Here is a 22,978-nt window from a genome sequence, read left to right as displayed (position 1 = left end):
AGAAGCAACCGATTACGGTGTGTATAATTCCGCGGCAATATTTTCTATTTCCTAAAAGCCGCCTTGGTGAGATATTGCTATGTTACGAATTAAAAAAGAAGCACTTACATTTGATGATGTTTTGTTAGTTCCTGCACACTCCACTGTTCTTCCTAATACTGCCGACTTGTCTACTCAACTGACTGAAACAATCCGCCTAAATGTTCCTATGCTTTCTGCTGCAATGGATACTGTGACTGAAGCGCCTTTAGCTATCGCATTAGCTCAAGAAGGTGGAATTGGTTTTATCCACAAAAATATGTCTATTGAACGCCAAGCTGAAGAAGTGCGTCGCGTGAAAAAACATGAAAGTGGTGTTGTCACTGATCCTATCACCGTAACACCAGAAACTTCTCTGCGTGAAGTTCAAGCAATGACAGAACGCAATGGCTTTGCGGGTTATCCTGTTGTGACTAATGATAACGAATTAGTCGGTATTATTACTGGCCGTGATGTTCGTTTTGTAACTGATTTAGACCAACCTGTTACTGCGGTAATGACGCCAAAAGAACGCTTAGTGACAGTACAAGAAGGTGAAGCACGCGATATCGTTATGCAAAAAATGCATGAGAAACGTGTAGAAAAAGCGTTAGTGGTTGATAGCCACTTCCACCTGAAAGGTATGATCACTGTAAAAGATTTCAAAAAAGCAGAGCGTAAACCTAATGCTTGTAAAGACGAGCATGGCCGTTTACGTGTTGGTGCGGCTGTTGGTGCGGGTGCTGGTAATGAAGAGCGCGTGGCTGCATTAGTTGCTGCTGGCGTTGATGTTTTACTTATTGACTCTTCTCACGGTCATTCTGAAGGTGTACTACAACGTATTCGCGATACTCGTGCTTTATATCCTAACTTACCTATTATTGGTGGCAATGTTGCAACTGCAGAAGGTGCTTTAGCATTAGCGGATGCTGGTGTAAGTGCGGTTAAAGTTGGTATCGGCCCAGGCTCAATTTGTACAACACGTATTGTAACAGGCGTTGGTGTACCGCAAATTACTGCTATTGCAGATGCGGTGGAAGCACTAAAAGATCGCAACATTCCTGTTATTGCTGATGGTGGCATTCGTTTTTCTGGTGATATCGCGAAAGCATTAGCTGCGGGTGCGGCTTGCGTTATGGTTGGTTCAATGTTTGCTGGTACTGAAGAATCTCCAGGTGAAATTGAACTGTTCCAAGGACGCTCTTATAAATCATACCGTGGTATGGGTTCATTAGGTGCAATGTCTAAAGGTTCATCAGACCGTTACTTCCAAACTGATAATGCCGCAGACAAATTAGTACCAGAAGGTATTGAAGGCCGTGTTGCTTATAAAGGCTTATTGAAAACTATCGTTCACCAACAAATGGGTGGCTTACGTTCATGCATGGGCTTAACAGGTTGCGCAACCATTAAAGAATTAAATACTAAAGCTGAATTCGTTCGCATCAGTGGTGCGGGTATTCAGGAAAGCCATGTTCATGATGTTACTATCACAAAAGAATCACCTAATTATCGTTTAGGTATGTAATTTATTCCGAGAAAGGCTTGTGGTAATAATACTGAGCAAGCCTTTCAACTTTATGACTTTATCTGTTTTGGAATTCACCACAAATGACAGCAAATATCCATAATCATCGCATTCTTATCCTTGATTTCGGTTCACAATATACGCAGCTTATTGCTCGTCGTATTCGTGAAATCGGTGTTTATTGTGAACTCTGGGCATGGGATGTAACCGAAGAGCAAATTCGTGAATTTAATCCTAATGGTATTATTTTGTCTGGTGGTCCTGAAAGTACGACAGAAGATAACAGCCCTCGTGCACCAGAATACGTATTTAATGCCGGTGTTCCTGTATTAGGTATTTGTTATGGTATGCAAACGATGTCGATACAATTAGGTGGCGATGTCGAAGTTTCTGGTGAGCGTGAATTTGGTTATTCACAAGTTGAAATTCGTGAGACTTGTGCGTTATTCCGCGATATTCAAGATTCAGTAAGTGAAGATGGCAAACCATTATTAGATGTATGGATGAGTCACGGCGACAAAGTCACTGCTATTCCTTCAGATTTTATCACAATAGCAAGCACTGAAACCTGCCCGTTTGCAATTATGGCCAATGAAGAAAAACGCTTTTATGGTGTTCAATTCCACCCAGAAGTGACCCATACACACCAAGGTTTAGCGATTTTAAAACGTTTTGTGCTAGATATCTGTGGTTGTGATGCTTTGTGGACTTCGGCTGCAATTATTGAAGACACCGTTGCTCGTTTAAAAGAGCAAATTGGTGATGATCACGTTATTTTAGCGTTATCAGGTGGTGTTGATTCCTCTGTTACCGCATTACTATTAAACCGTGCAATTGGTAAACGTTTAACCTGCGTATTTGTTGATAATGGGTTACTGCGTCTGAATGAAGCAGAACAAGTGATGGAAATGTTTAAAGGCAAATTTGACCTTAATATTATCCATGTTGAAGCAGAAGATCGCTTCTTGACTGCATTGAAAGGCGAAAGTGATCCAGAGAAAAAACGTAAAATTATTGGTCATTCTTTTATTGAGATTTTCGATGAAGAGGCACTCAAACAGCCACAAGTTAAATGGTTAGCACAAGGTACTATTTACCCAGATGTCATTGAATCAGCAGCATCAGCAACAGGTAAAGCCCATGTGATTAAATCACACCATAATGTGGGTGGTTTACCGGATGACATGAAACTGGGGTTAGTTGAACCACTAAAAGAGCTGTTTAAAGATGAAGTGCGTAAAATTGGCCTAGAGTTAGGTTTACCTTACGATATGCTTTATCGTCATCCATTCCCAGGCCCGGGTTTAGGGGTTCGTGTTTTAGGTGAAATCAAAAAAGAGTACTGTGATTTATTGCGTCGTGCTGATGCTATCTTTATTGAAGAACTACATAAAGCGGACTTATATAACAAAGTAAGCCAAGCATTTACCGTTTTCTTACCTGTGCGTTCAGTTGGTGTAATGGGTGATGGTCGTAAATATGACTGGGTTGTTTCATTACGTGCAGTTGAAACCGTGGACTTTATGACTGCGCATTGGGCACATTTGCCGTATGACTTCCTAGGTCGTGTTTCTAACCGCATTATCAATGAAGTAGGTGGAATTTCCCGTGTTGTTTATGATATCAGTGGTAAGCCACCTGCAACGATCGAGTGGGAATAAAATATCGTTTATCAGCACTAGTTGATAAAGGTTAAAAAACCAAGAGCCATCAGTGTGTTACTGATGGCTTTTTTGTTTTCTATGGTTAGTAATGGTTGACAAAAACCGAAAAAAATGACGGTATAGGCGACGGTATCAAAATATAAATTATAAAATTAAGACACTGATACCGTCATAAAATTGCTGTCATTTGACGGTATCAGCATTGAGGTTATAGCATGCTGACCGATACAAAACTAAGAAGTTTAAAGCCACAAGACAAGCTTTATAAGGTGTCTGATCGAGATGGTTTATACGTTGCAGTGACAAAAAGTGGTGTTATTTCATTTAGGTATGATTATCGTTTTAATGGAAGGAGAGAAACGGTTACTTTTGGTCGATACAGTGCTGACGGTATCACGCTTGCAGAAGCAAGAGCTGAATTAATTGAAGCAAAAAGGCTGCTAAACGCAGGCATATCGCCAGCTTCAAAGAAGCGTGACGGTATTGAGAGTAAAAAAATAGGGACGGTATTCAAAGACTATACCGTCAATTTCCTTCGTGATGCTCAATATGCTGACTCTACAAGGGCCATGAAAGAAGCAATTATTGAAAAAGAAATCTATCCCGTATTCGGCAACCTTCAACTAGAAGGGATCACCACACCACGGCTTAGAGCTTTGTGTGAAAAGATAAAGGATAGGGGCGCAAAAGCGACCGCATTACAAGTACGTGAGATTGTTGGCTCTGTTTTTACTTATGCCATAGATAGAGGTTATGAAATTAGTAACCCAGCAGATGCAATAAAGGCATCTTCGATAGGGACTTTTCAAGCGCGCGAAAGGGCAATGTCGCCGAAAGAAATCGGTATCTTATTTCGTGAACTAGAAAACTATAGTTGCTATCCAACCTTAAAATTGGCCGTTAAATTTGTATTGCTAACATTAGTCAGAAAGTCTGAGTTTATTCATGCTACATGGGATGAAATAGACTTTAAAAATAGACAATGGGTGATCCCTAAAGGGCGAATGAAGGGGAGAAAAGAGCATGTTATTTATCTCTCTGATCAAGCAATGGATATCCTAACTGGTATGAAAGTTTGTGCGATGGGAAGCGATTACTTAATGCCTGGTCGATATGATATTAAAAAGCCACTTTCTAATGCTGCATTGAATAACGTGATTGATGGCACCGTAAAACGTATCAATGAAAAAGGTATTGAGTTCGAACCGGTTACTGTTCACGATTTACGACGCACAGCAAGCACGCTATTGCACGAAGCAGGTTATAACTCAGATTGGATAGAGAAATGTTTAGCACACGTTCAAAATGGCGTTAGAGCCGTTTACAACAAGGCTGAATATGCTGAACAGCGTAGGAAGATGTTGCAAGAGTGGGCTGATATGGTGGATGAATGGATAAAAGAGAAAGATTAACGCTCGGTCATTCTTCGCCAAGTGTTTTATAAGCAAGTAGTGACGATAAGTAAAGCACACCGACAACAGGCCAGATTGTGGAGTAAAACAGTCTGGCCACAATATCTTTTATATTGTCGCTTTCGTGCTTAGATTCTGAAAACAGATACCCAGCAAGCCATAAGTACACGGCTAATAATGTGAGTAAAATAATCATTAGCTATTTTTCCTTTTGTACTGAGCGTGATCATCACCACACTCTTTAGAACAGTAAGCACTGTTCTCTGTTACAGGCTCTTCACGACACCAGATACAAAACCCTGTTAAGCTTTTGGCTGGTGGCTCTCTATTTGCTAATGCGGTGTTGATTTGTAGATCCGTTAAGTCATTAGCATCATCTGCGATATCAGGCATATTTATTCCTTACAAATAAAATGAGAATTGATAAGTTCGATACTGTTGTTAGGACATTGATTGCCCCATGCATCCCAACCTTGTGACATGTCACGAGCGAATAGCTCAATGCGACTTACATCACCGTACAACTGTTCAAGACGGTTTTTTACTTCCCACGGCTTTTCGCTATGCTCACCTAGACATGAATAAATAACCTGTCTCACACTTGCAGATTGACGAGGTAACCCATTACCCCTCACGGCTATTAAACACATTTCAATATTTTGACGGGTGTAATTACCGCAATTAATCTTCGTCTCATTGTTTAATATTTCCATAAAGTCAAAGAAATCTTCGGGCGGTTTTTTATTGATTCTATCTCCTGCATTTTTATTTAATTTCACCCACGCGAACCCGAACATATTTTTAACTTTAAAATCCCATGCTTCGGCTAATTTAATTGCTTCGAGTGCAAAGTTGCCTGTGTACCACATAAACAGTACAGCATTTTTAGAGGAGTGTTTTTCTATTGGTAATCGGGAGAGGGAATATAAATCGGTGGTGTTGTAATGATTATCTGCTGCGCCATTTGAAGATTTGTTATTGTAAGACCAAGGGGGATCGCACAATATCAAGTCATACTTTTTCATTCTCCGCTCCGTTTAATATGCTATTTAATTACTTTCGATAACCTTTAACTGATATATTTCCGTTTTTCTTTCTGGTTATCCACGCTTGCATATTCCCAACCATATATGCATATTCTTTTTCATCTCGCATTAAAAAATCAGATAGGCAATTGCTAGTGAATCGAATTAATTCAATATCATCTTTATTTTTAACTGTTGTTGTTATTCTCATTCTCCGCATCCTTCATAATCAGAAATACTTCCATAGCGGCGCGTAGTGGGTTTTTATTGAGAGCCCTGATATATCCAACATAGTTGCCGTACTCATCTACAAACTCCGCTTTCCATCTATCAGTTATGGTTGGGGCGCGCAATGAAATTTTATTCTCAATAATAATCGGCATTGCGTCTTCTGGATTATGGCAATAGTCAGTTCGATAAAACGAATTAAACATATCTTTGTCTTTTAGTGATTCCTCGCCATATAATTTAATAAAAACATTTTTATTAATCTCGAAATCAGATAGTTCGGTGTATTTATTCACTTTCTAATATCTCCTCTATCATGAGTTTAATATTAACTAAGTCTTGCTTTGTTATTGATATATCCCACGATGGAGATTTTAAATTAAATTTATCCTTTATTGTCGGTTCAATTTCAAAACCTTCTTCCTCGTAGCCCTGTAAGTTCACACTGTATTTATCTTTCATTCCACACCTCTCCACAAATAACCTCAACATCCCCCACTGACATTAAATATTCAGCACGTTTATTGCATTCCGATTGCGTGTATAAATCATCAGATATTGGCACTGCATGATTGTTCATAATTAACAGTAGGACGAATGGCTTCATGTTTACTTTCTCTATATGCACATTTAAATATGTGAGCAATAACATCAACAGTCCAAGCGTTGCCATAGCATTTATATGACTGTGAATTCGAGACGATATTTTCACACCAACCATCGGGGAAAGTCTGCAACCGCGCGCATTCAGTAGGAGTTAATTTGCGATATTGTAGATTGCCTGTTGATACCTTTGGCTCTCTATGCCCACCTTGACACGTTGACAGTGTCGGGGCTTTTCCAGCATCGGAGTAAATGCGTTTTATCTGTTCGTTACCTCTAATGTCAGATGCATTAGCAACATGAATTAATCCGTCTTTGGATTGTTTAATATTTTCTCTTGGTTCACATGGTCTAAATACTATTTGCCGTCTGGATTTATTTAGATATTGATTTAAATTTGTTCCTTTCGAATAATTAGCATCAATACAATATGACTTTTCTCTATCAGTAATACTGTCATCATCAATAATATCTTTCAGCAAAATACCTTTATCTGCTGGCTGGCTAATCTCAAAATTAGCCCAATAATAACGTTGTCTATTTTGTGCTGATAATAACGAGCTATTAATTAGAGTTTTATTTACATAACCTAATGCACGCTCCGTATGCAATGTTATATATTCTTCAAATTCACGTTTCATCTTCACATTTTCGAGCATGAATTTAGCATCTGGATTATTTTCTAATACATGGCCCATTATTTCTAATGTCGTCCAGAATAATTTACCACGTTCATCTTTATCGCCTAATTGCTTACCTGCCAAACTCCACGACTGACATGGAAATCCCGCTGTAACTAAACCTACACTTGACCAATCAATATCCCACTCACGCCAATTATTAACGTCACCTAACTGAATATTATCTGGATAATGAAACTCAGATACTTTATTGGCGAATTTATCTATTTCAGCGATGTAATATTTATCAAATTTAATCCCAGCACGAGACAGCGCCAATCGCCCAGCGGATATACCGTTGAACAAACTTAAATATATCATTTTGATTTCCTATAGATGTGCAGAACCCTGTATTAGCATGAGTAATACATATCCGATTATTTGCATGGTTATTTAATTTTATATGTGTGAGCTACTTTGAATTTAGAATTTAAGTTATTAGCTCTTTTTTCTGCATCTACAATTGAAATGAATCCTTTTTCAATCATATTTCCATTTAATAAAATAACTGGTTTACCGTTAATTAGTTCGGCTCTGTATTTTTCATTCATTTTTTATTTTCACTCCGTTACTGATTAGTATTTTCTCTACTTCTGAAATTGCATCATTGAAACCATCTATGAAATAATCATCCAATATAACGTCACCTAAATCTGGTAATTCAACCTCCAAACTCTCGCGTGATGCTTGCCATATATCAAACGGAGAAATATCGTATAAATCCTTTCCGTCAGACCATTCCTCAAACTGCTGTCTTGATTTGTTCATTGTCATCAACCTGCTTTTTCAATTTATTTAATTCATACGAATAACTATGAAGTAACATTCGGTTTGTTCTAATCGCGGCTTTGACGCTTTCTTCAGTGGTGTTTATTAATGATATTATTTCAGAGCCGTGAACTTCTTCCATTTTCGCTAGCAGACAATGAAACTCAGCTGCTAAATCTGGTATTGATTTATCCATCACTCCACCTTATCCCTCTGTCTTCACATACCAACCAACAAGATTATCAATTGCAGTATTTATATATCCTGATTGTTCTTCTTCGGTTAATTTATCCCATTCGTCCTTGGTAATACCCAGTCCACATTCAGAGTCAGAGCCAACCTTATTTGTTCTTGCAACTAAAACCATTTGTTTACTCATATTCATTCCTCTTCATTGCATCCTTGCAAATATATCCATGAGCTATTTAAATTTGCGCTCTATTTCTTCCGCTGCTTTATTTTCGTAATAATCAAAAGCGACGCTTTCTATTAAATCATCCTGTTCTCGTTCAGATAATTTATTAAAATCTTCTTCTGATATAGCGACCGTTAAAATAACTTCTTCGTCCGTATCTGAATCTCGCATTGTTAGATTCATGGTTATATCCTTTGGTTAAACGGTTAGGGGTTAGGCGTTACTCACAAACTGCCCAGCTTCATTACGCTTACGTTCGGTGTAACACTTAGGTGTCTCTCTTGATTGAGAACGTTTTTTCAACCATTCATCGACTTCTTCCGCTTCCCATGCCACGCAACGCACCGATAAATACATACGCTTTGGAAAATCACCTTTCTTCTCTAAAGTGCGAATAGTTGAGCGAGAAAGTCCTGTTAGCTTTAAAACAGCAGGCATACGGATAGGTTTGATAGGTAATTTAATATTCATATCTAAACTCCTTGCGGAGCTGTATCGCTCCGCATTAAATAGGATCACTGGTATTCAGGGCGCATATCATCAAGTGTGATAGAGAAAGACTCGTATAACTCATCACCGAGTTTTCGCTTGCTTGATTTAAGTAGCTTGTCTACTTTTTCAAATGCTTCGGTGGCTTCGGGTGAGCCAGATTCAGGAAGTGAGTTGATAGAAGCTTCTAAGGCATTACGTGCATCAATGCGGTGGTATGCCTGTACTGCTTTATTTTTTAATTCAGCAAACAGGTTGATCCCCATTTCATTTTTTAAGTTCTCAATTTCTGCGCGAATATTTTTAGCTTCTTCGACAGTCTGAACATCATCAATAGCTAATCTAAATGCTTCAGCATCGAACTTAGGTATAAACTCGCCTTGAGCTTCTTTTACAGGTTCAGCATTATTTGGTTGTTGCTGGGTAGTGATTTCATCAATGCTTACACGTTCTTTCTGTGGGGTGATGTCTTTAATCGGGCGATCTTCAAGTTCTTCTGGCGTATACACACCAAGAATAACTTCAGGGCAATAAAGACGGGCCCAATATTTTACAGCGAGATACGCGATTTGTTGCTTAGGCATTGTTTTCCAAAGTGGTGAGTTTCTCGTCTGTACATCAGCAAGGTAAACAGGCTCACCCCATGTAATTTCTTCTTCACCTCTTAAAATTGCACCGACTTCAATAAATAAACCCGATTCATCACGTTTATCTTTCATGCCTACAATCTTTTCCCAGTCGCCACCGTATTTGTAATGGAATCGACCTACAACAGCATTTGAACTGGTAATAACTGCATTTACTAATTGGGCTTCATAACCAAGCACACCATTGATGACATGAGTTTTTTGACCGACAACGAAAGGATCCATTCCCCAACGTGCGGACTGCATTGTGATAGCAAGACAATCAGATGGTTTACCTTGCAGATGTCTTGGCACCGTTGCTGTACCTGATGCCATTAGCTCCGCAAATTTGACAATACGGTCTAATGATTCAGGATTAAAAAGTAATGATGTGTTATTCATTACTGATTGATTTCTTTCGAGAGTTGCTACTTCTGACATAATATTTACTCCAAGCGTGCGCCTGATTGTTCAAGCGCATTTTTATTAAGCGACTTCGTTTTGCAGTTCTTCTAACTTTCTCTGCTCAAAGTCAGTGATACCGATAGTGAGAGTAGTGGTGATAGGTGCTGGCCAATATCCTGTATCCATAGCGCGTCTAATATCACGCAGTGTCTTTTTGTACTCTGCACGACCTAATTCAAGTAATTCAGGTAATGCTTCAACGATAGCGACCCAGTGGTAATGCTCGTCTTTGTTAACGAATATCCAGAAGAACTGATCCAGCATTGCCACATCACAATACATAGCTGCACTGATGTGATAATCGCGATTAATGATTTCTCTGCGGATCATGGATTCAATGGCATCTTGTTTAAATCGACCAAGTGCTACTGATTTGAGGTCAAAACCTAATCGGTTATTTTCTGTTTGAATTTCGATATCAGGACGAACACGAATTTCAAGACCGGTATCTTCATCAATGCCGTAGTAACTTACTTCTGATACACGGTTAGGGTGATTTAATAAACTGGATGCTTCTTTGTGGTTCATAACAGCGTTACGCATGTTATTTGCCATTTCATAGTCAACGGTTTGAACATGAATTTTCGAATCGTCACTAAGCCACTGGCTAATGATTTCATCTTCAAATACAGCATCAGGGTTCACTTCTTTAATGACCTGCATGAGATCATCTTTTTTGACGGGTTTTCTAAGTGGCTCAGGCTTACTTACTTCTGCCAAATATAATTCGGGACTGATGCCGTTTATCTGCTCAAGTAATGCGTCTGTATTACCTGAGGTTTTCAATGGTGTTGGCAAAGTATCGTTATAGGCTTTGATACAGGCTTTCATTGCGGCACCTGTGAATTTTCCATCTTCAGGGATGGTTTTAAATTCATCGGGCAACTGCATGTATATCTGACCTAGCTCTTCGGCTTTTCCGCTGGTGGAAAGTTGCGGTGTCAGAGTGGCATTATGTTCTTCAATAATTGCTTTTAACTCATCTTGTGAGAGCTTCTTAGGCAACTTATTGTTGTATTCGTCAATCCATGACTTCATTGTTTCCGTTGTTGTAAAGGCACCTTCTGGAATGATTGGCTTAACACTGAATTCAGCATCAAACTTTTCAGGTTCCATTGTTAACGTGTGAAACGCACTACCTAAATCGAAACAACGCTTATTTTCACGCTCAATGACTTTTGTTACATGGCGTAACTCGTAATACATCAAACTAATACGAGCATCTTTTAGCATCGAACTACTGATACCGTTTGAACTGTGATACACCTCGTTAGGAATATCGGGATACCGACCAGGTTCAAAATAAGCAGGCTGGTCATTTTCTTCCTTTGGAATATCTTCCGTTTCCTTAGGTTGATCATTTTGGTTATCTTTACTGGCGTTAAAAATCACCTCTTCCTGAGGTACTTCCTTTTTTTCTACCTCATTTGAGGTGGTTTTTGGATTTATTAATGAGTTAAAGTGATTAACTCTATGACGAACGCTACGCATATCAGGGTTATCAATAAATGACATAATAGCGTTAATGATTTGCTCTTCGCTTAATTCACTGCTGATATTAGGAACCAATGAAAGTGCAAGTAGCGTGATATTAATAAAGTGGTCATATTGTTTAAACTCTTCTTTTTCAATATCACCATTGATATGAGCTGTTAGCGCATCTACTTGTTCGCTATCAGTAATATCTTGGTTAAGTAAAAGAGCTTTTGCAATCAACACATTTAAGTGCTTAGTGTCTGACATTTTGTTTACCTACTAATTGTTCTGTTTGTAATGCGAGCTTTCTTACATAAGCCCACTCAATACCGGCTTTAAAATTGTCAAATGACTGTGACTCATTTAAGCCAGATAAGGTAAATACATGCTTACCGTCTTTGATATAAAAGATCATGACTAATCACCAAATTGGTTATGTCTGAGCGCATTAAAAAATCAGTCTCTTTTATCCATATTGTTAAAGATCAAATTAACCGTATTGGTTAACTTATGTTTTTAATCATAACCATAAATTAACCATTGTCAACCATGAAAAACAAATAAATCACCAATGTGGTTATGTTTGTTTTTATCACTATGAAATTTAATGATTTATTAAGAGTAAAAAGAAGCCAAGATATGACTTCTTTTTAATGGAGAGGGTTAGTCGTGGGAGATAGGCTGGTTTTTATTAATGATAAATTCAATGAAGTTTTCAATAGCGGCTTGTTCGCTGGCGGGAAGTTTTGAATAGGCTCTTCTATCATAGTTAATAGTGCCTTTATCATTTTTAGGGATCAGTAATTCATAGGCTTGGCGACCCATTGCTTTTGCAATAGCATCAATGCTTTCAGCGGTGGCGCTGGCTTCACAATTGATAATGCGGTTAACTGTTGATTGTGCAAGCCCTGAATCGACAGAAAGCTTAACTCTTGATTTTATTCCATCGTTTAACATAAATGTTGTGATGTTATCTGAGAGTATCTTGCCAATTTCAGTCGGAATATATTCTTCTTTTTCTGACTCCGCATGACCTTCTTTTAAGTGGTCTACATCCATCCAATATTTGCTAATTCTAGTCACATATTCAATTTTGCGTGACATTGGGTCGGTGAGTTCACGATGACTTTTTAAATCTTTTGGTGATAGGTAACGAGAGATCATACTTGGTGCTACACCTAACGCATCAGCCAGTAATTTTTGTTTGCCGTTATAGTAGCGTTCAATAATATAAATCAGGTTATCTTTTCTAATTTCAGCAATGCTTTTCATTTATCCAAGTCCTTTGGTGTCTATTCTTTATACAAATTTGATTAAGTTATGGTGTATTAAACAAACAAATAACCCTTTTGGTAAAGTACCTAAACGGTTACTATTATTTATTGGTTAATCAAATTGGTGAAATTATGGAAGTTTTCGACTTTAAAAAATTTTGGAATAGCTTAACGATTAAGCAAAGAGAAGCATTCTCTCAAAGAACGGGGTATAGCCAACTGTATCTATCACATCAGCTACGCTATGCAAAACGCAAACCATCACTAAGTAAACTCAATAAGTTATATGATATTTGTATTGAGTTCGGTGCAGATACAACCAGAGAGCAATTAATCAATTTCTTTATTCGATAATAACTAAAAGGCCGCTTATAGATAAGGATCACTTCGGTGGTCCTTAATTTTTTATTGATAACCAATAAGTCTTTTTAGGTTGATCTATTTTAAAATAACGGATAGCATTTGCACATACACATAATCAAATGAGGTTGAAATGGAGATTATTAGTCGAAAAGAAGCTGCGTCAAAAGGGCTTGGAAAATTTTTTACAGGTAAGAAATGCAAGAACGGTCATGTTGCTGAACGTTATGTTTGTAATGGTGTTTGCGTTAAATGCAACTTTGAAAATTCAACAGTCTATCGCTCTGTGTTAAAGCAATTAATTAACAGCGCTAAGTGAATGGTGTTTTATGCGTGACTATGGAAAAGTTTCCCCACAATTTTGGATAGGAAAAACAGGTAAGGAAATAAGAGAAAAAGGGCATGAAGCACTTATTGTCTCTATGTACTTATTAACCAATCCTCACGCCAATATGATCGGAATGTATTACCTACCTATTATCTATATGGCGCACGAAACAGGGCTAGGTTTAGAAGGGGCTTCTAAGGGGCTTCTAAGGTGCATTGAAGCAGGTTTTTGCCACTATGATGAGGATGCTGAAGTTGTTTGGGTGATCGAGATGGCAAAATATCAAATAGCATCATCTTTGAAGCCATCAGATAACCGGTGTATCGGTATACAAAGAGAGTATGACTCTCAGCCTAAAAATCAATTTCTATCAATGTTTTATGATAAGTATAAAGATGCTTTTAATTTAAGTTCTGCAAGAGAATCATCTATAAAAAATGAAAGGGGCTTGGAAGGGGCTTTGAAGACCCTTCCAAGCCAAGAACAGGAGCAGGAACAAGAACAAGATATAAAACCCCCTAAATCCCCCTTGAAAAAAAAGTCGGTACAAAAGCGAGGTTTTAATATCCTGGAAGAAAAAATACCTGATTGGCTAAATCCTGAAGTTTGGGAGAAGTGGATTGAGTACCGAAAGGAAATCAAGCACCCGATAAAATCGAAACAAACGTTCAGTGGACAAATAAAATTACTCACTGAGTGTTATGAGTTAGGTTTTTCACCTGAAGAAATAATTAGCAAAACCATTACCAATGGCTGGCAAGGACTATTCAAACCAAACGTTTCACCACCACAACGGATCATTCAACCTCAAAAGAACGATGAGTTTATACCGGAGGACTTCTGATGACTGCATCATCAACCTTAGCAAGGCTAAAGCGAATAATGCCTGAGCATATTAAACCTAAATTTACTACTTCTGCTGAATTAATGGCATGGCAACGAGAGCAGGGTGAAATTGATTCAATGAGGATCGCAAATGAAAACCGAGTAGCTCGTTTAAATAAAATCATGGGTAGATCAGGTATTAGCCCATTACACCAAAATTGTTCATTCGATAATTATGACGTTACATGTGAAGACCAACAAAGAGCGTTGTACAAAGCTAAGAGATACGCTGAGCAATTTGGTAAATCATTTGGTGGGTTCATTTTCAGTGGTAATCCTGGTACTGGAAAAAATCATTTAGCGTCAGCCATAGGCAACCACATTATCCAAAAAGGGAAAAGTATTCTGATCGCTACACTGCCTGACATAATGATGAAGGTTCGTGAAACCTATCAAAAGGATGCTAAAACAACAGAGTCAAAACTGATAGATGATCTGTGTGATGTTGATTTGCTAGTGCTTGATGATGTGGGTGTGCAACGTGGAAACCTCAATGAGGAATTAATTATATTTCAAGTAGTGGATCGAAGACTAGCAAACAAAAAGCCTGTTGGAGTGCTTACAAACCTAAATTATACCCAACTATCCAAAGTGTTGGATGAACGAGTAATAGATCGACTCAGAATGGGAAATCCAACAACGATAAATTTCACATGGCAAAGCTATCGGCGTTTAGTTAAGTAATTTCGTAAACTAAAAATCGAATAGGGGTTGTTGGATATCAAAATCCTTAGCGTAATAAACACTGGTGAGTTTTATTTGTTGTAGGTATGCGATTGGGTGCCTGAGTAGTGAAAACAGCGTATAGACGATTTGAGAGCGTTTTAAGTAGGTATGAGTTTAATTAAAAACTCTGTTTTTTTATACTTGAAAACATAACCAAATTGGATATATTAACCATAATGATTAATCTATTAAGGGTTATCGTATATGAAATTTATGCAGGATTTTGTTGTTGAAATATTACATGACAAGAAAAAACCGTTATCAGTTAACGAAATAACCGAGATTGCCTCAGAGCTTGATGGTAAGAAAAATCGCTCAACGACCAATTATGCGTTGATTAAGCTGGTTGAATGCGCGGTTGTTGAGCGCAAAGCGGTAGTCGGCATTGGTTATGTATACACACTAGCGCCTGATTACATGGAGCGTCTACGTGATTTAGATATCAAAAAAGAAGCCTCTCTAATGACCAAGAAGCCAGCAAAACCTACGGATAAGCATGTTATCTGTCAGAAAGGTTCACTAACCTACGTCAGAAAGAGCTTACCACCGTTACAGCATGGAAAGATTGCTGATATTCATAACCGTATGAACGCAATGCTGGTGGCGGTACGCGCATGAAACAGCAAATTTATTATATCAATCCTGTACCAAAGCCACGTATGACACAACGTGACGCATGGAAGAAAAGACCCGTTGTCGTTAAGTACCACGCTTTTTGTGACGAGATGAGAGCTAACCGTTTTACGTTACCGGAAAGCGGTGCTCACCTAACGTTTGTTATTCCTATGCCTAAATCATGGAGCAAGAAAAAACGCATTGAGATGAATGGTAAACCCCACCAGCAACGTCCTGATGTCGATAACCTGATTAAAGCTGTTATGGATGCCATCTTTGATGAAGATTGTAGGGTGTGGAATATCAGTGCGTCAAAGCTTTGGGGGGAGCAGGGAAAGATAGGGGTAACGTTACCTGAAAATACAGAAAATCATGAACTTATTACCATTCGTTAAGTTCGTGACTGAGTTAATTAATCGTTGAATGAGTTTGGGAAGAAATTATGAGCCAAGAAATTGATGCTATTAGGCTTATTCAATAAATCAAACAATCGTGACATGTCACGCAAGAGGATTTTTAAGATGGGTGACGGGGCGGTTTACAAAATTACTGGCACATGGAACGGAAAACCATTTGAAAAGCTAATACAAGCTGAATGTGAATTAGATGCAGAGGCAACGGTAATCTTCTGGGCTAATTTATGTGGCGCTCATGCAGACAATTTGAGCGTCGAATACCACAGCGCTATTAATTGAGGGTTGAGTGATGAAAGGAACAACGTTAACAGAGCTGAATAAAGCGTACTTGCGCCAAGGTAGATTTATAGCAGGTAGATATATTCATGCGAACATTAAATATTTCATAGATAAAACAGACGCAATATTTTTTGAGCTTGAACTGGCAGCCGATAAGCAGAGGACGAGAGGCAAGGCGTATCAGAGAATCAATGATATTGAAAACGCCTCTAGAATGGCAAAATTTAAAGCGTTACAACTAAAGGTAACAGTAAGAAATGGAGGCATCTAATGCAGGGAACTAATTCAACTAAGAGCATTCAACTAGAAGTTCTTTACATGGGCAAAGATTGCATTTGTGTGATTTTTCTCAAAGGGCCTGCGCCAGTAAGTGCATTACAGGACATCGAAACGCAGCTATTACAAGATGCTGAAGAGTATGAAATGTTTACTGAACATGGCACATATCAAATCAGCGTTACGAGAGACAACGGTGAATATGATAGCTGTGGTCGATGCGAAATTGCACCTTATTGGGATTTCGATATTCAATCATTTGAACCAATGCCAGAGGAATATTATGCAGGGAACTAATAGAGTCAAATGTAGTGAAAGACTGCCTGTTATCGGTGATCCGGTTATAGCATTTTTAGACGGAACGCCAGTGGTTTTATTTTTAAATCGAGTCAATCTTAATGATGAAATAACATTATCTCTTCAGTGGGAAGCTACTTACTTACCTAACAAACCCATTCCATTCTTTGATGTTGAATGCTGGATGCCCATACCACCAATGCCAGAGGGTGAATGATGAAAATTAAAACCTCAAAACTAAAAGGATTAGCGCTTGATTGGGCAGTAGGTAAAGCCGTTGGCGTTGATGCTCGTATTGGCAAAGAGTTTATTGTTGATGCTAATAACTGTGTATATAGCCCATCTAGCGACTGGTTAAAGTGTGGTGAGTTTATAAATAACTACTGGATTGATTTAATGTTTGAAGAAGTTGACGGGGTTAATTATTGCTATGCATCACCGCCACATTTAATGGGTGATTATGCCACTGCTAATACTGCTCAAGAAGCTATTTGCCTAGCGGTTGTTATGCTTGAGATAGGTGATGAAGTTGAGATACCTGAGGAGCTGATAAATGCTAACTAAGTACATTTTATTCGCTGTATTCTGGTGTGTCGTTGTTACTGTGATTGGAGTGTCACTTAATGGCTAAATCACCTGCTGAACGTAAGGCATTACAACGTAAGCGCCAAAAGGAACTTGGCGTAACGAAGATTGAACTGCTGGTGGATAATCAAGAGCTGGAGATGTTACAGCGTAATTGTGTTCTACGTATGCCTGGTCGTGAACCGTATGATAATGTTGAATACTTGCAGATGCTTATTCGTAAAGATGATGCGGAGTATAAGCGACAAGCTGAGGAACTATCTAAGCGTAAGTGTGGTCGCTGTGGTGAACAATTACCCATTCAGCAATGCTGTTTATCTGGTGATGCTAAGTGTTGGGTAACAAAGGGCTGGCGTGAAATGATGTTGAAGGTAGAATGAGGAAAAATTGATTTTATCTGAGGGTATTATGGCGTTCGATTGGATTGCAGGTACAGCGTTAGTTGTTGGTATGGGCTCATTATATTTGACCTATCAATCTACAAAATCAGCTAAAAGAGCGATAGATACATCAATTGAGCTGTATGAAAAGCAAAAGCAGGATGATAGAGAAAAAACAAGATTTATAGATAAGAAAAAGCTAATAGCAAAAATAAATATTATTGAGAATGAAATAGTTAATTGCTATATGGAGTACATGAACTTTTTTAATTTGTGCACTGCAATTAAAAATAGAGATAGTTTTTCTGTGACGATTGGTAATTATTCTAACTTTACAGGTGTAGCGATAGATGCTGAAAAAACAGATTGTGTCAGTGGTTTGATACAACCGCCAAAACTTGATTTTACTAATGATTTCATTAATGAATTGTATCTTTTAGATGAAAAACTTGCTGGAGATATAGTCTCATTGAAAGGTTACATGAATCGAAGTTCGCATATTATGAATCACATGGTTTTATGTAAGGATGATTTAGGGGGTCACGTTGAACTAAAAAGGTATGTGGAAAGGTTTTATACAGATATTGAACTATTCAAATATACCATGGAGAAAGTTCATGATAGTCATTCAATTACAGGGGTATCACTAATGAAAAAATATCAATTAGCTCATATCTAGTTTGAATGTTATCTTTTGGTTGGTCATAATAACCAAAGAGGTGATGATTATGACTATCAAAAGACCAAGAAAGAAACCTGCCCGACAGCCAACGCCTATCAACGACAAGATGGAACGTTTCTGTCAGGAATATATCAAATCCCCCGATAATCAAACTGATGCTGCAATCTCTGCTGGATATGCTTCTGGCAGTGCTTGCAAACGCGCATCACAGCTAATGGCTGATCCCCGTATTCAAGAGCGTATCGCACAACTTATGCAACAGCGCAATAAGCGCACCAAGATGAGTGCTGACAATGTTCTCAGGCGTTTGGTCGATATGCTTGATGCAGATATTGCCGATATTCTCAATGACAATGGCGATATCAAACCTATCAAGGATTGGCCTACTGTGTGGCGGAAAAGTATTGCTTCATTTGAAATTGCGGTTGTTGATGAGAATGTGACCGTCAAAAAAGTAAAGCTACTGGATAAGCTACGCGTATTGGAGCTGGTAGGCAAACACGTCGATGTGAACGCTTTCCGTGACCGCGTACAGGTCGATGTAAACGTATCATTGGCTGATAAGTTGGCATCTGCTCGTAAACGTGCTCAGCAAGGGAGCGTTGAGTAATGTCAGAAGCTTTGCAGAAGTCACCAGAAGAACAACTCATTGAAGATATCGCATCATTTACGCATGATCCATTAGGTTATGCGTATTACGCATTTCCGTGGGGTGAAGCTGGCGGAGAGCTTGAAGAATACAATGGCCCTCGTCAGTGGCAAGCCGAAGCATTAAATGAAATCGGTGAACATCTACGCAATCCAAAGACACGCCACCAGCCATTGTTACTTGCTCGTGCTTCTGGGCATGGTATCGGTAAATCGGCATTTATCTCTATGCTTATAAAATGGGGTATGGATACCTGCGAAGACTGCAAAGTTTTAGTTACTGCCAATACTGAGAAACAATTATTAACCAAAACATGGCCTGAAATTGCTAAGTGGCAACGTCTATCTCTTACCAAAGATTGGTTTACTTGCACTAAAACAGCTATCTATGCCAATGACCCTAGCCATGCCCATGCATGGCGCGCTGATGCGTCACCATGGTCAGAGAACAACACGGAGGCATTCGCAGGGCTTCACAACAAAGGCAAGCGTATTATCTTGGTGTTTGATGAAGCATCTAATATTGCCGATCTGGTATGGGAAGTGGCAGAAGGGGCGTTAACGGATGAAGGCACCGAAATCATTTGGATTGCATTCGGTAACCCAACTCGTAACACAGGGCGCTTTCGTGAGTGCTTTCGTAAGTTTAAACATCGTTGGAACACCAAGCAGATTGATAGCCGTACCGTTGAAGGTAGCAACAAAGAGCAGATTAAAAACTGGGAGGAAGACTACGGCGAAGATAGCGACTTCTTTAAAGTCCGTGTTCGTGGTGTGTTCCCGTCAGCATCAGAACTACAGTTTATCCCAACAGGTTTAACTGATGAAGCCATGAAGCGGATTGTCACACAGGAAGAAGTTGCTCATGCGCCTGTAATTATTGGTGTTGACCCCGCCTATTCTGGTATTGATGATGCGGTGATTTATCTGCGCCAAGGTTTATTTAGTAAGTGCTTGTGGACGGGCTTTAAAACAACTGACGATGTTGTTATGGCAAAGCGTATTGCTGACTTTGAAGATCAATATAAGGCTGACGCTGTTCATATCGACTTTGGATATGGTACAGGTATTCACTCTATTGGAACAAGTTGGGGTCGTGTATGGCGTTTAGTTAAGTTTGGTGGTGCATCAACAGATCCACAAATGCTAAACAAACGCGGTGAAATGTATAACAGCGTTAAGACATGGCTAAAAATTGGTGGGGCTATTGACGATCAAGAAACCGCAGATGATTTATCATGTGGTGAATACAAAGTTCGTGTTATTGATAGCAAGATTGTACTAGAAGATAAAACAGAAATTAAAAAACGTCTTGGTCGTTCACCTGGTAAAGGTGATGCGCTCGCGCTGACGTTCGCCTATCCAGTCACCAAAATAGATAGAAATTATTCCTCACCTCATTCTGGCGTTAATGTCAGCAATTCAGATTACGATCCATTCGCATAAAAAAAGCCCTCTGGAGTAGAGGGCAAACAGTCCTAAGGTAAAGCACGCTGTCGTGGTAACAATACCGAGAAAAAATGCAGTGGCATTGCATAACCAAAATGGTAGTTATAATTTTCAATATTGTCAAATAGCATGTATTATTAATTTAATATGCAATATCGGTTAATTTAATCTATAGGTGAATTATGTGCGGATTAGGCTCAACTCCAAAAATTACTACTCCTCCTGCTGTTCAGGCAGCACCTCAAGAACAAGATGCGGCAGTAACGGGTAGTCGTGATGATGAAATGCGTCGTCGCCGTGCAGCCGCAGGTCGTAAGTCTACGTTACTAACAGGTGCGCAAGGTGCGACAAGTTCAGCATCCACTAGCGGTAAAACCTTACTTGGTCAATAAGGGGTGACTATGTCAACGCCATTGAAAGAACAGCTACTGCAACAACTTAATCAGTTGGAAACAGAGCGTAGCTCATTTGAACCGCATTGGCGTGAATTGTCAGATTTCACTCGTCCTCGTAGTACGCGCTTTACTGCGTCTGATGTTAATCGAGGAGATCGCCGTAATAGTAAGATTATTGACCCTACGGCATCTTTAGCTTCGTCGGTACTTTCCAGTGGAATGATGTCAGGTATTACAAGTCCTGCTCGTCCTTGGTTTCGTTTAGCGACACCTGATCCTGATTTAATGGATTATGGCCCTGTAAAACTTTGGCTAGAAACCACCGAACAACGCATGAACGAAGTGTTCAATCGTTCTAATCTCTATCAGTCATTACCGTTGATGTATGGGGATTTAGGTACCTTTGGCACTGCAGCAATGGCCGTTGTTGAAGATAGCCAGCGTATTATCCGTACCGTTCATTTCCCTCTTGGCAGTTACTACATTGCGAATAGCCCAAGCCTGAGTGTTGATGTTTGCTATCGCAAATTTACGATGACCGTTCGCCAGTTGGTAATGGAGTTCGGGATTGATAGCGTTAGCGACACTGTTAAATCAATGTGGAATTCAAGCCAGTACAGCCAATGGGTTGAAGTGGTTCATGCCGTATATCCAAACCTTGAACGACAAACAGGAAAGTTAGAGGCGAAGCACAAGCCTTTTAAATCCGTTTATCTTGAAGTGGCGGGTGATCACGAGAAAGTGTTACGTGAGTCTGGCTATGATGAATTTCCTATCATGGCGCCACGTTGGGAAGTCAATGGTGAAGATGTTTACGGTTCATCTTGCCCGGGTATGTTGGCGTTAGGTGGTACTAAAGCACTTCAATTAATGCAAAAGCGTAAAGCGCAGATGATTGATAAGCTGACCAATCCACCTTTACAAGTGCCAGCCTCATTAAAAAACCAACGGGTAAATACCATACCCGGAGGCATTAACTATCTTGATGAGGCAAATCCTACTAATAAAATTCAAACGATTTTTGATGTTCAACCCGTAGCATTGAAAGCACTACTTGAAGATGTTCAAGATACCCGTCAACTGATTGATACCGCTTACTTTGTTGATTTGTTCCGCATGATGCAAATGGTGAATACGCGCTCTATGCCGATTGAAGCCGTTGTTGAAATGCGTGAAGAGAAGCTATTGCAATTAGGGCCTGTTCTGCAACGCCTTGATTCTGAGTTACTCGACAAACTGATTAATCGCACTTTCTCAATCTTAGTAAATAAAAACTTACTTCCCATTGCACCTGATGAAATGCAGGGAATGGATCTAAAGGTTGAGTACATTTCTGTAATGGCTCAGGCGCAGAAAGCGATTGGTGTTGGCAGTATCGAACGCTTTGCTGGCTTTGTTGGCAATCTGGCAAAAGTTAAGCCAGAGGCCCTAGATAAACTTAACGCTGATGATGCTATTGATAACTATGCATCAGCAATTGGTGTCTCTCCAACAATCGTTGCAACCAATGAGCAAGTACAAGCAATACGTCAACAACGACAAGCACAGCAACAACAAATGGCACAGATGCAAATGGCGCAGTCCGCTATTGATGGTGCTAAAACCCTCAGTGATACCAATCTTGATAATGATAGTGCCTTGTCCGCTATGGCGGGTGGAGGTGCTCAATGACACATCCATTCGATGCGTATGAAGACGAGAGAATTGCTCGCACTGAATACGATATTCAACAAAAAAATAGGCAAGAGAAAGAGGAACAACAGCTAAAAGAGGTTATGTCCACAGAAGCTGGGCGTGCTGTTATTTGGCGTTTGATTTCTGACTCTGGCGTATTTCGTAGCTCTTTTTCTAACGATCCCTATGCAATGGCATTTAGAGAGGGCGAGCGTAACTATGGGTTAAAAGTTTTCAATCAATTACACCAAGTTTGCCCTGAGCTTTATGCGCAAATGGCAAATGAATCAGCTACACCAAGCGTTTAACAAC

At 39.3% G+C, this 22,978-nt stretch carries 38 protein-coding genes; 21 read left to right on the top strand and 17 right to left on the bottom strand.

Annotated elements, in window-relative coordinates:
* Positions 1-79: 79 nt before the first annotated feature.
* The 3 genes from guaB to GTH24_RS11480 all read left to right on the top strand — a co-directional run bounded on the left by guaB (position 80) and on the right by GTH24_RS11480 (position 4,622).
* Positions 80-1,546, top strand: a complete 1,467-nt coding sequence (gene guaB / locus GTH24_RS11490) for an IMP dehydrogenase (protein WP_072068398.1) — start codon at positions 80-82, stop codon at positions 1,544-1,546.
* Between the two features lie 83 nt (positions 1,547-1,629).
* Positions 1,630-3,207 (top strand): glutamine-hydrolyzing GMP synthase, encoded by a 1,578-nt coding sequence (gene guaA / locus GTH24_RS11485; protein WP_164526441.1) that lies wholly within the window; start codon positions 1,630-1,632, stop codon positions 3,205-3,207.
* A 218-nt stretch (positions 3,208-3,425) separates the two neighbouring features.
* Positions 3,426-4,622 carry a tyrosine-type recombinase/integrase gene (locus GTH24_RS11480; RefSeq protein WP_164526440.1) on the top strand — a complete coding sequence of 399 codons (1,197 nt, stop codon included), beginning with the start codon at positions 3,426-3,428 and terminating at the stop codon, positions 4,620-4,622.
* A 7-nt stretch (positions 4,623-4,629) separates the two neighbouring features.
* Here GTH24_RS11480 and GTH24_RS11475 read toward each other — a convergent pair whose 3' ends face one another.
* The 17 genes from GTH24_RS11475 to GTH24_RS11395 all read right to left on the bottom strand — a co-directional run bounded on the left by GTH24_RS11475 (position 4,630) and on the right by GTH24_RS11395 (position 12,669).
* A complete protein-coding gene (locus tag GTH24_RS11475) occupies positions 4,630-4,818 on the bottom strand; it encodes a hypothetical protein (protein WP_020945830.1) in 189 nt (62 codons plus the stop codon).
* On the bottom strand, positions 4,818-5,015 hold the full coding sequence (locus GTH24_RS11470; protein ID WP_164526439.1) for a hypothetical protein: 198 nt from the start codon (positions 5,013-5,015) through the stop codon (positions 4,818-4,820). Before GTH24_RS11470 ends, GTH24_RS11475 begins: the two co-directional genes overlap by 1 nt.
* Before the next feature lie 2 nt (positions 5,016-5,017).
* Positions 5,018-5,647, bottom strand: coding sequence for an MT-A70 family methyltransferase (locus GTH24_RS11465; RefSeq protein ID WP_164526438.1), 630 nt, complete (start codon positions 5,645-5,647; stop codon positions 5,018-5,020).
* Between the two features lie 28 nt (positions 5,648-5,675).
* The gene (locus tag GTH24_RS11460) at positions 5,676-5,858 is read right to left on the bottom strand and encodes a hypothetical protein (RefSeq protein WP_164526437.1); all 183 of its coding nucleotides are present in this window, start codon (positions 5,856-5,858) and stop codon (positions 5,676-5,678) included.
* A complete protein-coding gene (locus GTH24_RS11455; protein ID WP_164526436.1) occupies positions 5,836-6,171 on the bottom strand; it encodes a phage protein NinX family protein in 336 nt (111 codons plus the stop codon). Before GTH24_RS11455 ends, GTH24_RS11460 begins: the two co-directional genes overlap by 23 nt.
* Complete coding sequence (locus GTH24_RS11450; RefSeq protein ID WP_164484702.1) at positions 6,164-6,337, bottom strand: hypothetical protein; 174 nt, start codon at positions 6,335-6,337, stop codon at positions 6,164-6,166. The genes GTH24_RS11455 and GTH24_RS11450 overlap by 8 nt, the downstream gene beginning before the upstream one ends.
* A gap of 89 nt (positions 6,338-6,426) precedes the next feature.
* Positions 6,427-7,479, bottom strand: a complete 1,053-nt coding sequence (gene dcm / locus GTH24_RS11445; RefSeq protein WP_164526234.1) for a DNA (cytosine-5-)-methyltransferase — start codon at positions 7,477-7,479, stop codon at positions 6,427-6,429.
* Positions 7,480-7,547: 68 nt separating this feature from the next.
* The gene (locus GTH24_RS11440) at positions 7,548-7,709 is read right to left on the bottom strand and encodes a hypothetical protein (RefSeq protein WP_164526435.1); all 162 of its coding nucleotides are present in this window, start codon (positions 7,707-7,709) and stop codon (positions 7,548-7,550) included.
* Complete coding sequence (locus tag GTH24_RS11435) at positions 7,702-7,926, bottom strand: hypothetical protein (RefSeq protein ID WP_164526434.1); 225 nt, start codon at positions 7,924-7,926, stop codon at positions 7,702-7,704. Before GTH24_RS11435 ends, GTH24_RS11440 begins: the two co-directional genes overlap by 8 nt.
* On the bottom strand, positions 7,901-8,122 hold the full coding sequence (locus GTH24_RS11430; protein ID WP_164526433.1) for a hypothetical protein: 222 nt from the start codon (positions 8,120-8,122) through the stop codon (positions 7,901-7,903). The genes GTH24_RS11435 and GTH24_RS11430 overlap by 26 nt, the downstream gene beginning before the upstream one ends.
* Before the next feature lie 9 nt (positions 8,123-8,131).
* Complete coding sequence (locus GTH24_RS11425; protein ID WP_241253952.1) at positions 8,132-8,305, bottom strand: DUF7167 family protein; 174 nt, start codon at positions 8,303-8,305, stop codon at positions 8,132-8,134.
* A 42-nt stretch (positions 8,306-8,347) separates the two neighbouring features.
* Positions 8,348-8,524, bottom strand: coding sequence for a hypothetical protein (locus GTH24_RS11420; protein WP_164526237.1), 177 nt, complete (start codon positions 8,522-8,524; stop codon positions 8,348-8,350).
* A gap of 30 nt (positions 8,525-8,554) precedes the next feature.
* Positions 8,555-8,812, bottom strand: coding sequence for a helix-turn-helix transcriptional regulator (locus GTH24_RS11415; RefSeq protein WP_069368899.1), 258 nt, complete (start codon positions 8,810-8,812; stop codon positions 8,555-8,557).
* Positions 8,813-8,856: 44 nt separating this feature from the next.
* Entirely contained in the window at positions 8,857-9,897 is a 1,041-nt protein-coding gene (locus GTH24_RS11410; RefSeq protein ID WP_069368900.1) for a RecT family recombinase, read from the bottom strand.
* 45 nt (positions 9,898-9,942) lie between these two features.
* Complete coding sequence (locus tag GTH24_RS11405) at positions 9,943-11,664, bottom strand: PD-(D/E)XK nuclease-like domain-containing protein (RefSeq protein WP_164526431.1); 1,722 nt, start codon at positions 11,662-11,664, stop codon at positions 9,943-9,945.
* A complete protein-coding gene (locus tag GTH24_RS11400) occupies positions 11,651-11,812 on the bottom strand; it encodes a hypothetical protein (protein ID WP_004243375.1) in 162 nt (53 codons plus the stop codon). The genes GTH24_RS11405 and GTH24_RS11400 overlap by 14 nt, the downstream gene beginning before the upstream one ends.
* 248 nt (positions 11,813-12,060) lie before the next feature.
* Entirely contained in the window at positions 12,061-12,669 is a 609-nt protein-coding gene (locus GTH24_RS11395; protein ID WP_004243373.1) for a hypothetical protein, read from the bottom strand.
* 134 nt (positions 12,670-12,803) lie between these two features.
* Here GTH24_RS11395 and GTH24_RS11390 point away from each other — a divergent pair, with 134 nt between their 5' ends.
* From GTH24_RS11390 to GTH24_RS11305, 18 genes are all read left to right on the top strand, one after another.
* Positions 12,804-13,025, top strand: coding sequence for a hypothetical protein (locus GTH24_RS11390; protein ID WP_223231915.1), 222 nt, complete (start codon positions 12,804-12,806; stop codon positions 13,023-13,025).
* Between the two features lie 139 nt (positions 13,026-13,164).
* Positions 13,165-13,350, top strand: coding sequence for a hypothetical protein (locus GTH24_RS11385; protein WP_004243371.1), 186 nt, complete (start codon positions 13,165-13,167; stop codon positions 13,348-13,350).
* 10 nt (positions 13,351-13,360) lie between these two features.
* Entirely contained in the window at positions 13,361-14,203 is an 843-nt protein-coding gene (locus GTH24_RS11380) for a hypothetical protein (protein WP_164526430.1), read from the top strand.
* Entirely contained in the window at positions 14,203-14,928 is a 726-nt protein-coding gene (locus GTH24_RS11375; RefSeq protein ID WP_004243368.1) for an ATP-binding protein, read from the top strand. The genes GTH24_RS11380 and GTH24_RS11375 overlap by 1 nt, the downstream gene beginning before the upstream one ends.
* A 246-nt stretch (positions 14,929-15,174) precedes the next feature.
* Positions 15,175-15,588, top strand: coding sequence for a hypothetical protein (locus GTH24_RS11370; protein ID WP_161748129.1), 414 nt, complete (start codon positions 15,175-15,177; stop codon positions 15,586-15,588).
* A complete protein-coding gene (locus GTH24_RS11365; RefSeq protein ID WP_049203709.1) occupies positions 15,585-15,980 on the top strand; it encodes a RusA family crossover junction endodeoxyribonuclease in 396 nt (131 codons plus the stop codon). Before GTH24_RS11370 ends, GTH24_RS11365 begins: the two co-directional genes overlap by 4 nt.
* A gap of 126 nt (positions 15,981-16,106) precedes the next feature.
* Complete coding sequence (locus GTH24_RS11360) at positions 16,107-16,280, top strand: hypothetical protein (RefSeq protein ID WP_164526429.1); 174 nt, start codon at positions 16,107-16,109, stop codon at positions 16,278-16,280.
* Between the two features lie 10 nt (positions 16,281-16,290).
* Entirely contained in the window at positions 16,291-16,551 is a 261-nt protein-coding gene (locus GTH24_RS11355) for a hypothetical protein (protein WP_164526428.1), read from the top strand.
* Positions 16,551-16,853: a hypothetical protein gene (locus tag GTH24_RS11350; RefSeq protein WP_164526427.1), complete on the top strand. Its 303-nt coding sequence runs from the start codon at positions 16,551-16,553 to the stop codon at positions 16,851-16,853. The genes GTH24_RS11355 and GTH24_RS11350 overlap by 1 nt, the downstream gene beginning before the upstream one ends.
* Positions 16,840-17,070 (top strand): hypothetical protein, encoded by a 231-nt coding sequence (locus GTH24_RS11345; RefSeq protein WP_164526426.1) that lies wholly within the window; start codon positions 16,840-16,842, stop codon positions 17,068-17,070. The genes GTH24_RS11350 and GTH24_RS11345 overlap by 14 nt, the downstream gene beginning before the upstream one ends.
* Complete coding sequence (locus GTH24_RS11340; protein ID WP_069368909.1) at positions 17,070-17,417, top strand: phage protein NinX family protein; 348 nt, start codon at positions 17,070-17,072, stop codon at positions 17,415-17,417. Before GTH24_RS11345 ends, GTH24_RS11340 begins: the two co-directional genes overlap by 1 nt.
* 59 nt (positions 17,418-17,476) lie before the next feature.
* Complete coding sequence (locus GTH24_RS11335; RefSeq protein ID WP_164526425.1) at positions 17,477-17,818, top strand: hypothetical protein; 342 nt, start codon at positions 17,477-17,479, stop codon at positions 17,816-17,818.
* A gap of 28 nt (positions 17,819-17,846) precedes the next feature.
* Positions 17,847-18,497, top strand: a complete 651-nt coding sequence (locus GTH24_RS11330) for a hypothetical protein (RefSeq protein ID WP_164526424.1) — start codon at positions 17,847-17,849, stop codon at positions 18,495-18,497.
* 43 nt (positions 18,498-18,540) lie between these two features.
* The gene (locus GTH24_RS11325; RefSeq protein WP_164526423.1) at positions 18,541-19,110 is read left to right on the top strand and encodes a terminase small subunit; all 570 of its coding nucleotides are present in this window, start codon (positions 18,541-18,543) and stop codon (positions 19,108-19,110) included.
* Positions 19,110-20,594 (top strand): terminase, encoded by a 1,485-nt coding sequence (locus GTH24_RS11320; RefSeq protein WP_164526422.1) that lies wholly within the window; start codon positions 19,110-19,112, stop codon positions 20,592-20,594. The genes GTH24_RS11325 and GTH24_RS11320 overlap by 1 nt, the downstream gene beginning before the upstream one ends.
* A 185-nt stretch (positions 20,595-20,779) precedes the next feature.
* Positions 20,780-20,989 (top strand): hypothetical protein, encoded by a 210-nt coding sequence (locus tag GTH24_RS11315; protein ID WP_115370894.1) that lies wholly within the window; start codon positions 20,780-20,782, stop codon positions 20,987-20,989.
* Positions 20,990-20,998: 9 nt separating this feature from the next.
* The gene (locus GTH24_RS11310) at positions 20,999-22,663 is read left to right on the top strand and encodes a portal protein (RefSeq protein WP_164526421.1); all 1,665 of its coding nucleotides are present in this window, start codon (positions 20,999-21,001) and stop codon (positions 22,661-22,663) included.
* Complete coding sequence (locus tag GTH24_RS11305) at positions 22,660-22,974, top strand: hypothetical protein (protein WP_164526420.1); 315 nt, start codon at positions 22,660-22,662, stop codon at positions 22,972-22,974. Before GTH24_RS11310 ends, GTH24_RS11305 begins: the two co-directional genes overlap by 4 nt.
* Positions 22,975-22,978: the final 4 nt, after the last annotated feature.

The sequence above is a fragment of the Proteus vulgaris genome, assembly GCF_011045815.1.
In the GTDB taxonomy this organism is placed as follows: domain Bacteria; phylum Pseudomonadota; class Gammaproteobacteria; order Enterobacterales; family Enterobacteriaceae; genus Proteus; species Proteus vulgaris_B.
Note: the sequence above shows the minus strand (reverse complement) of the source record. Positions and strands in the feature narration are given on the sequence as shown.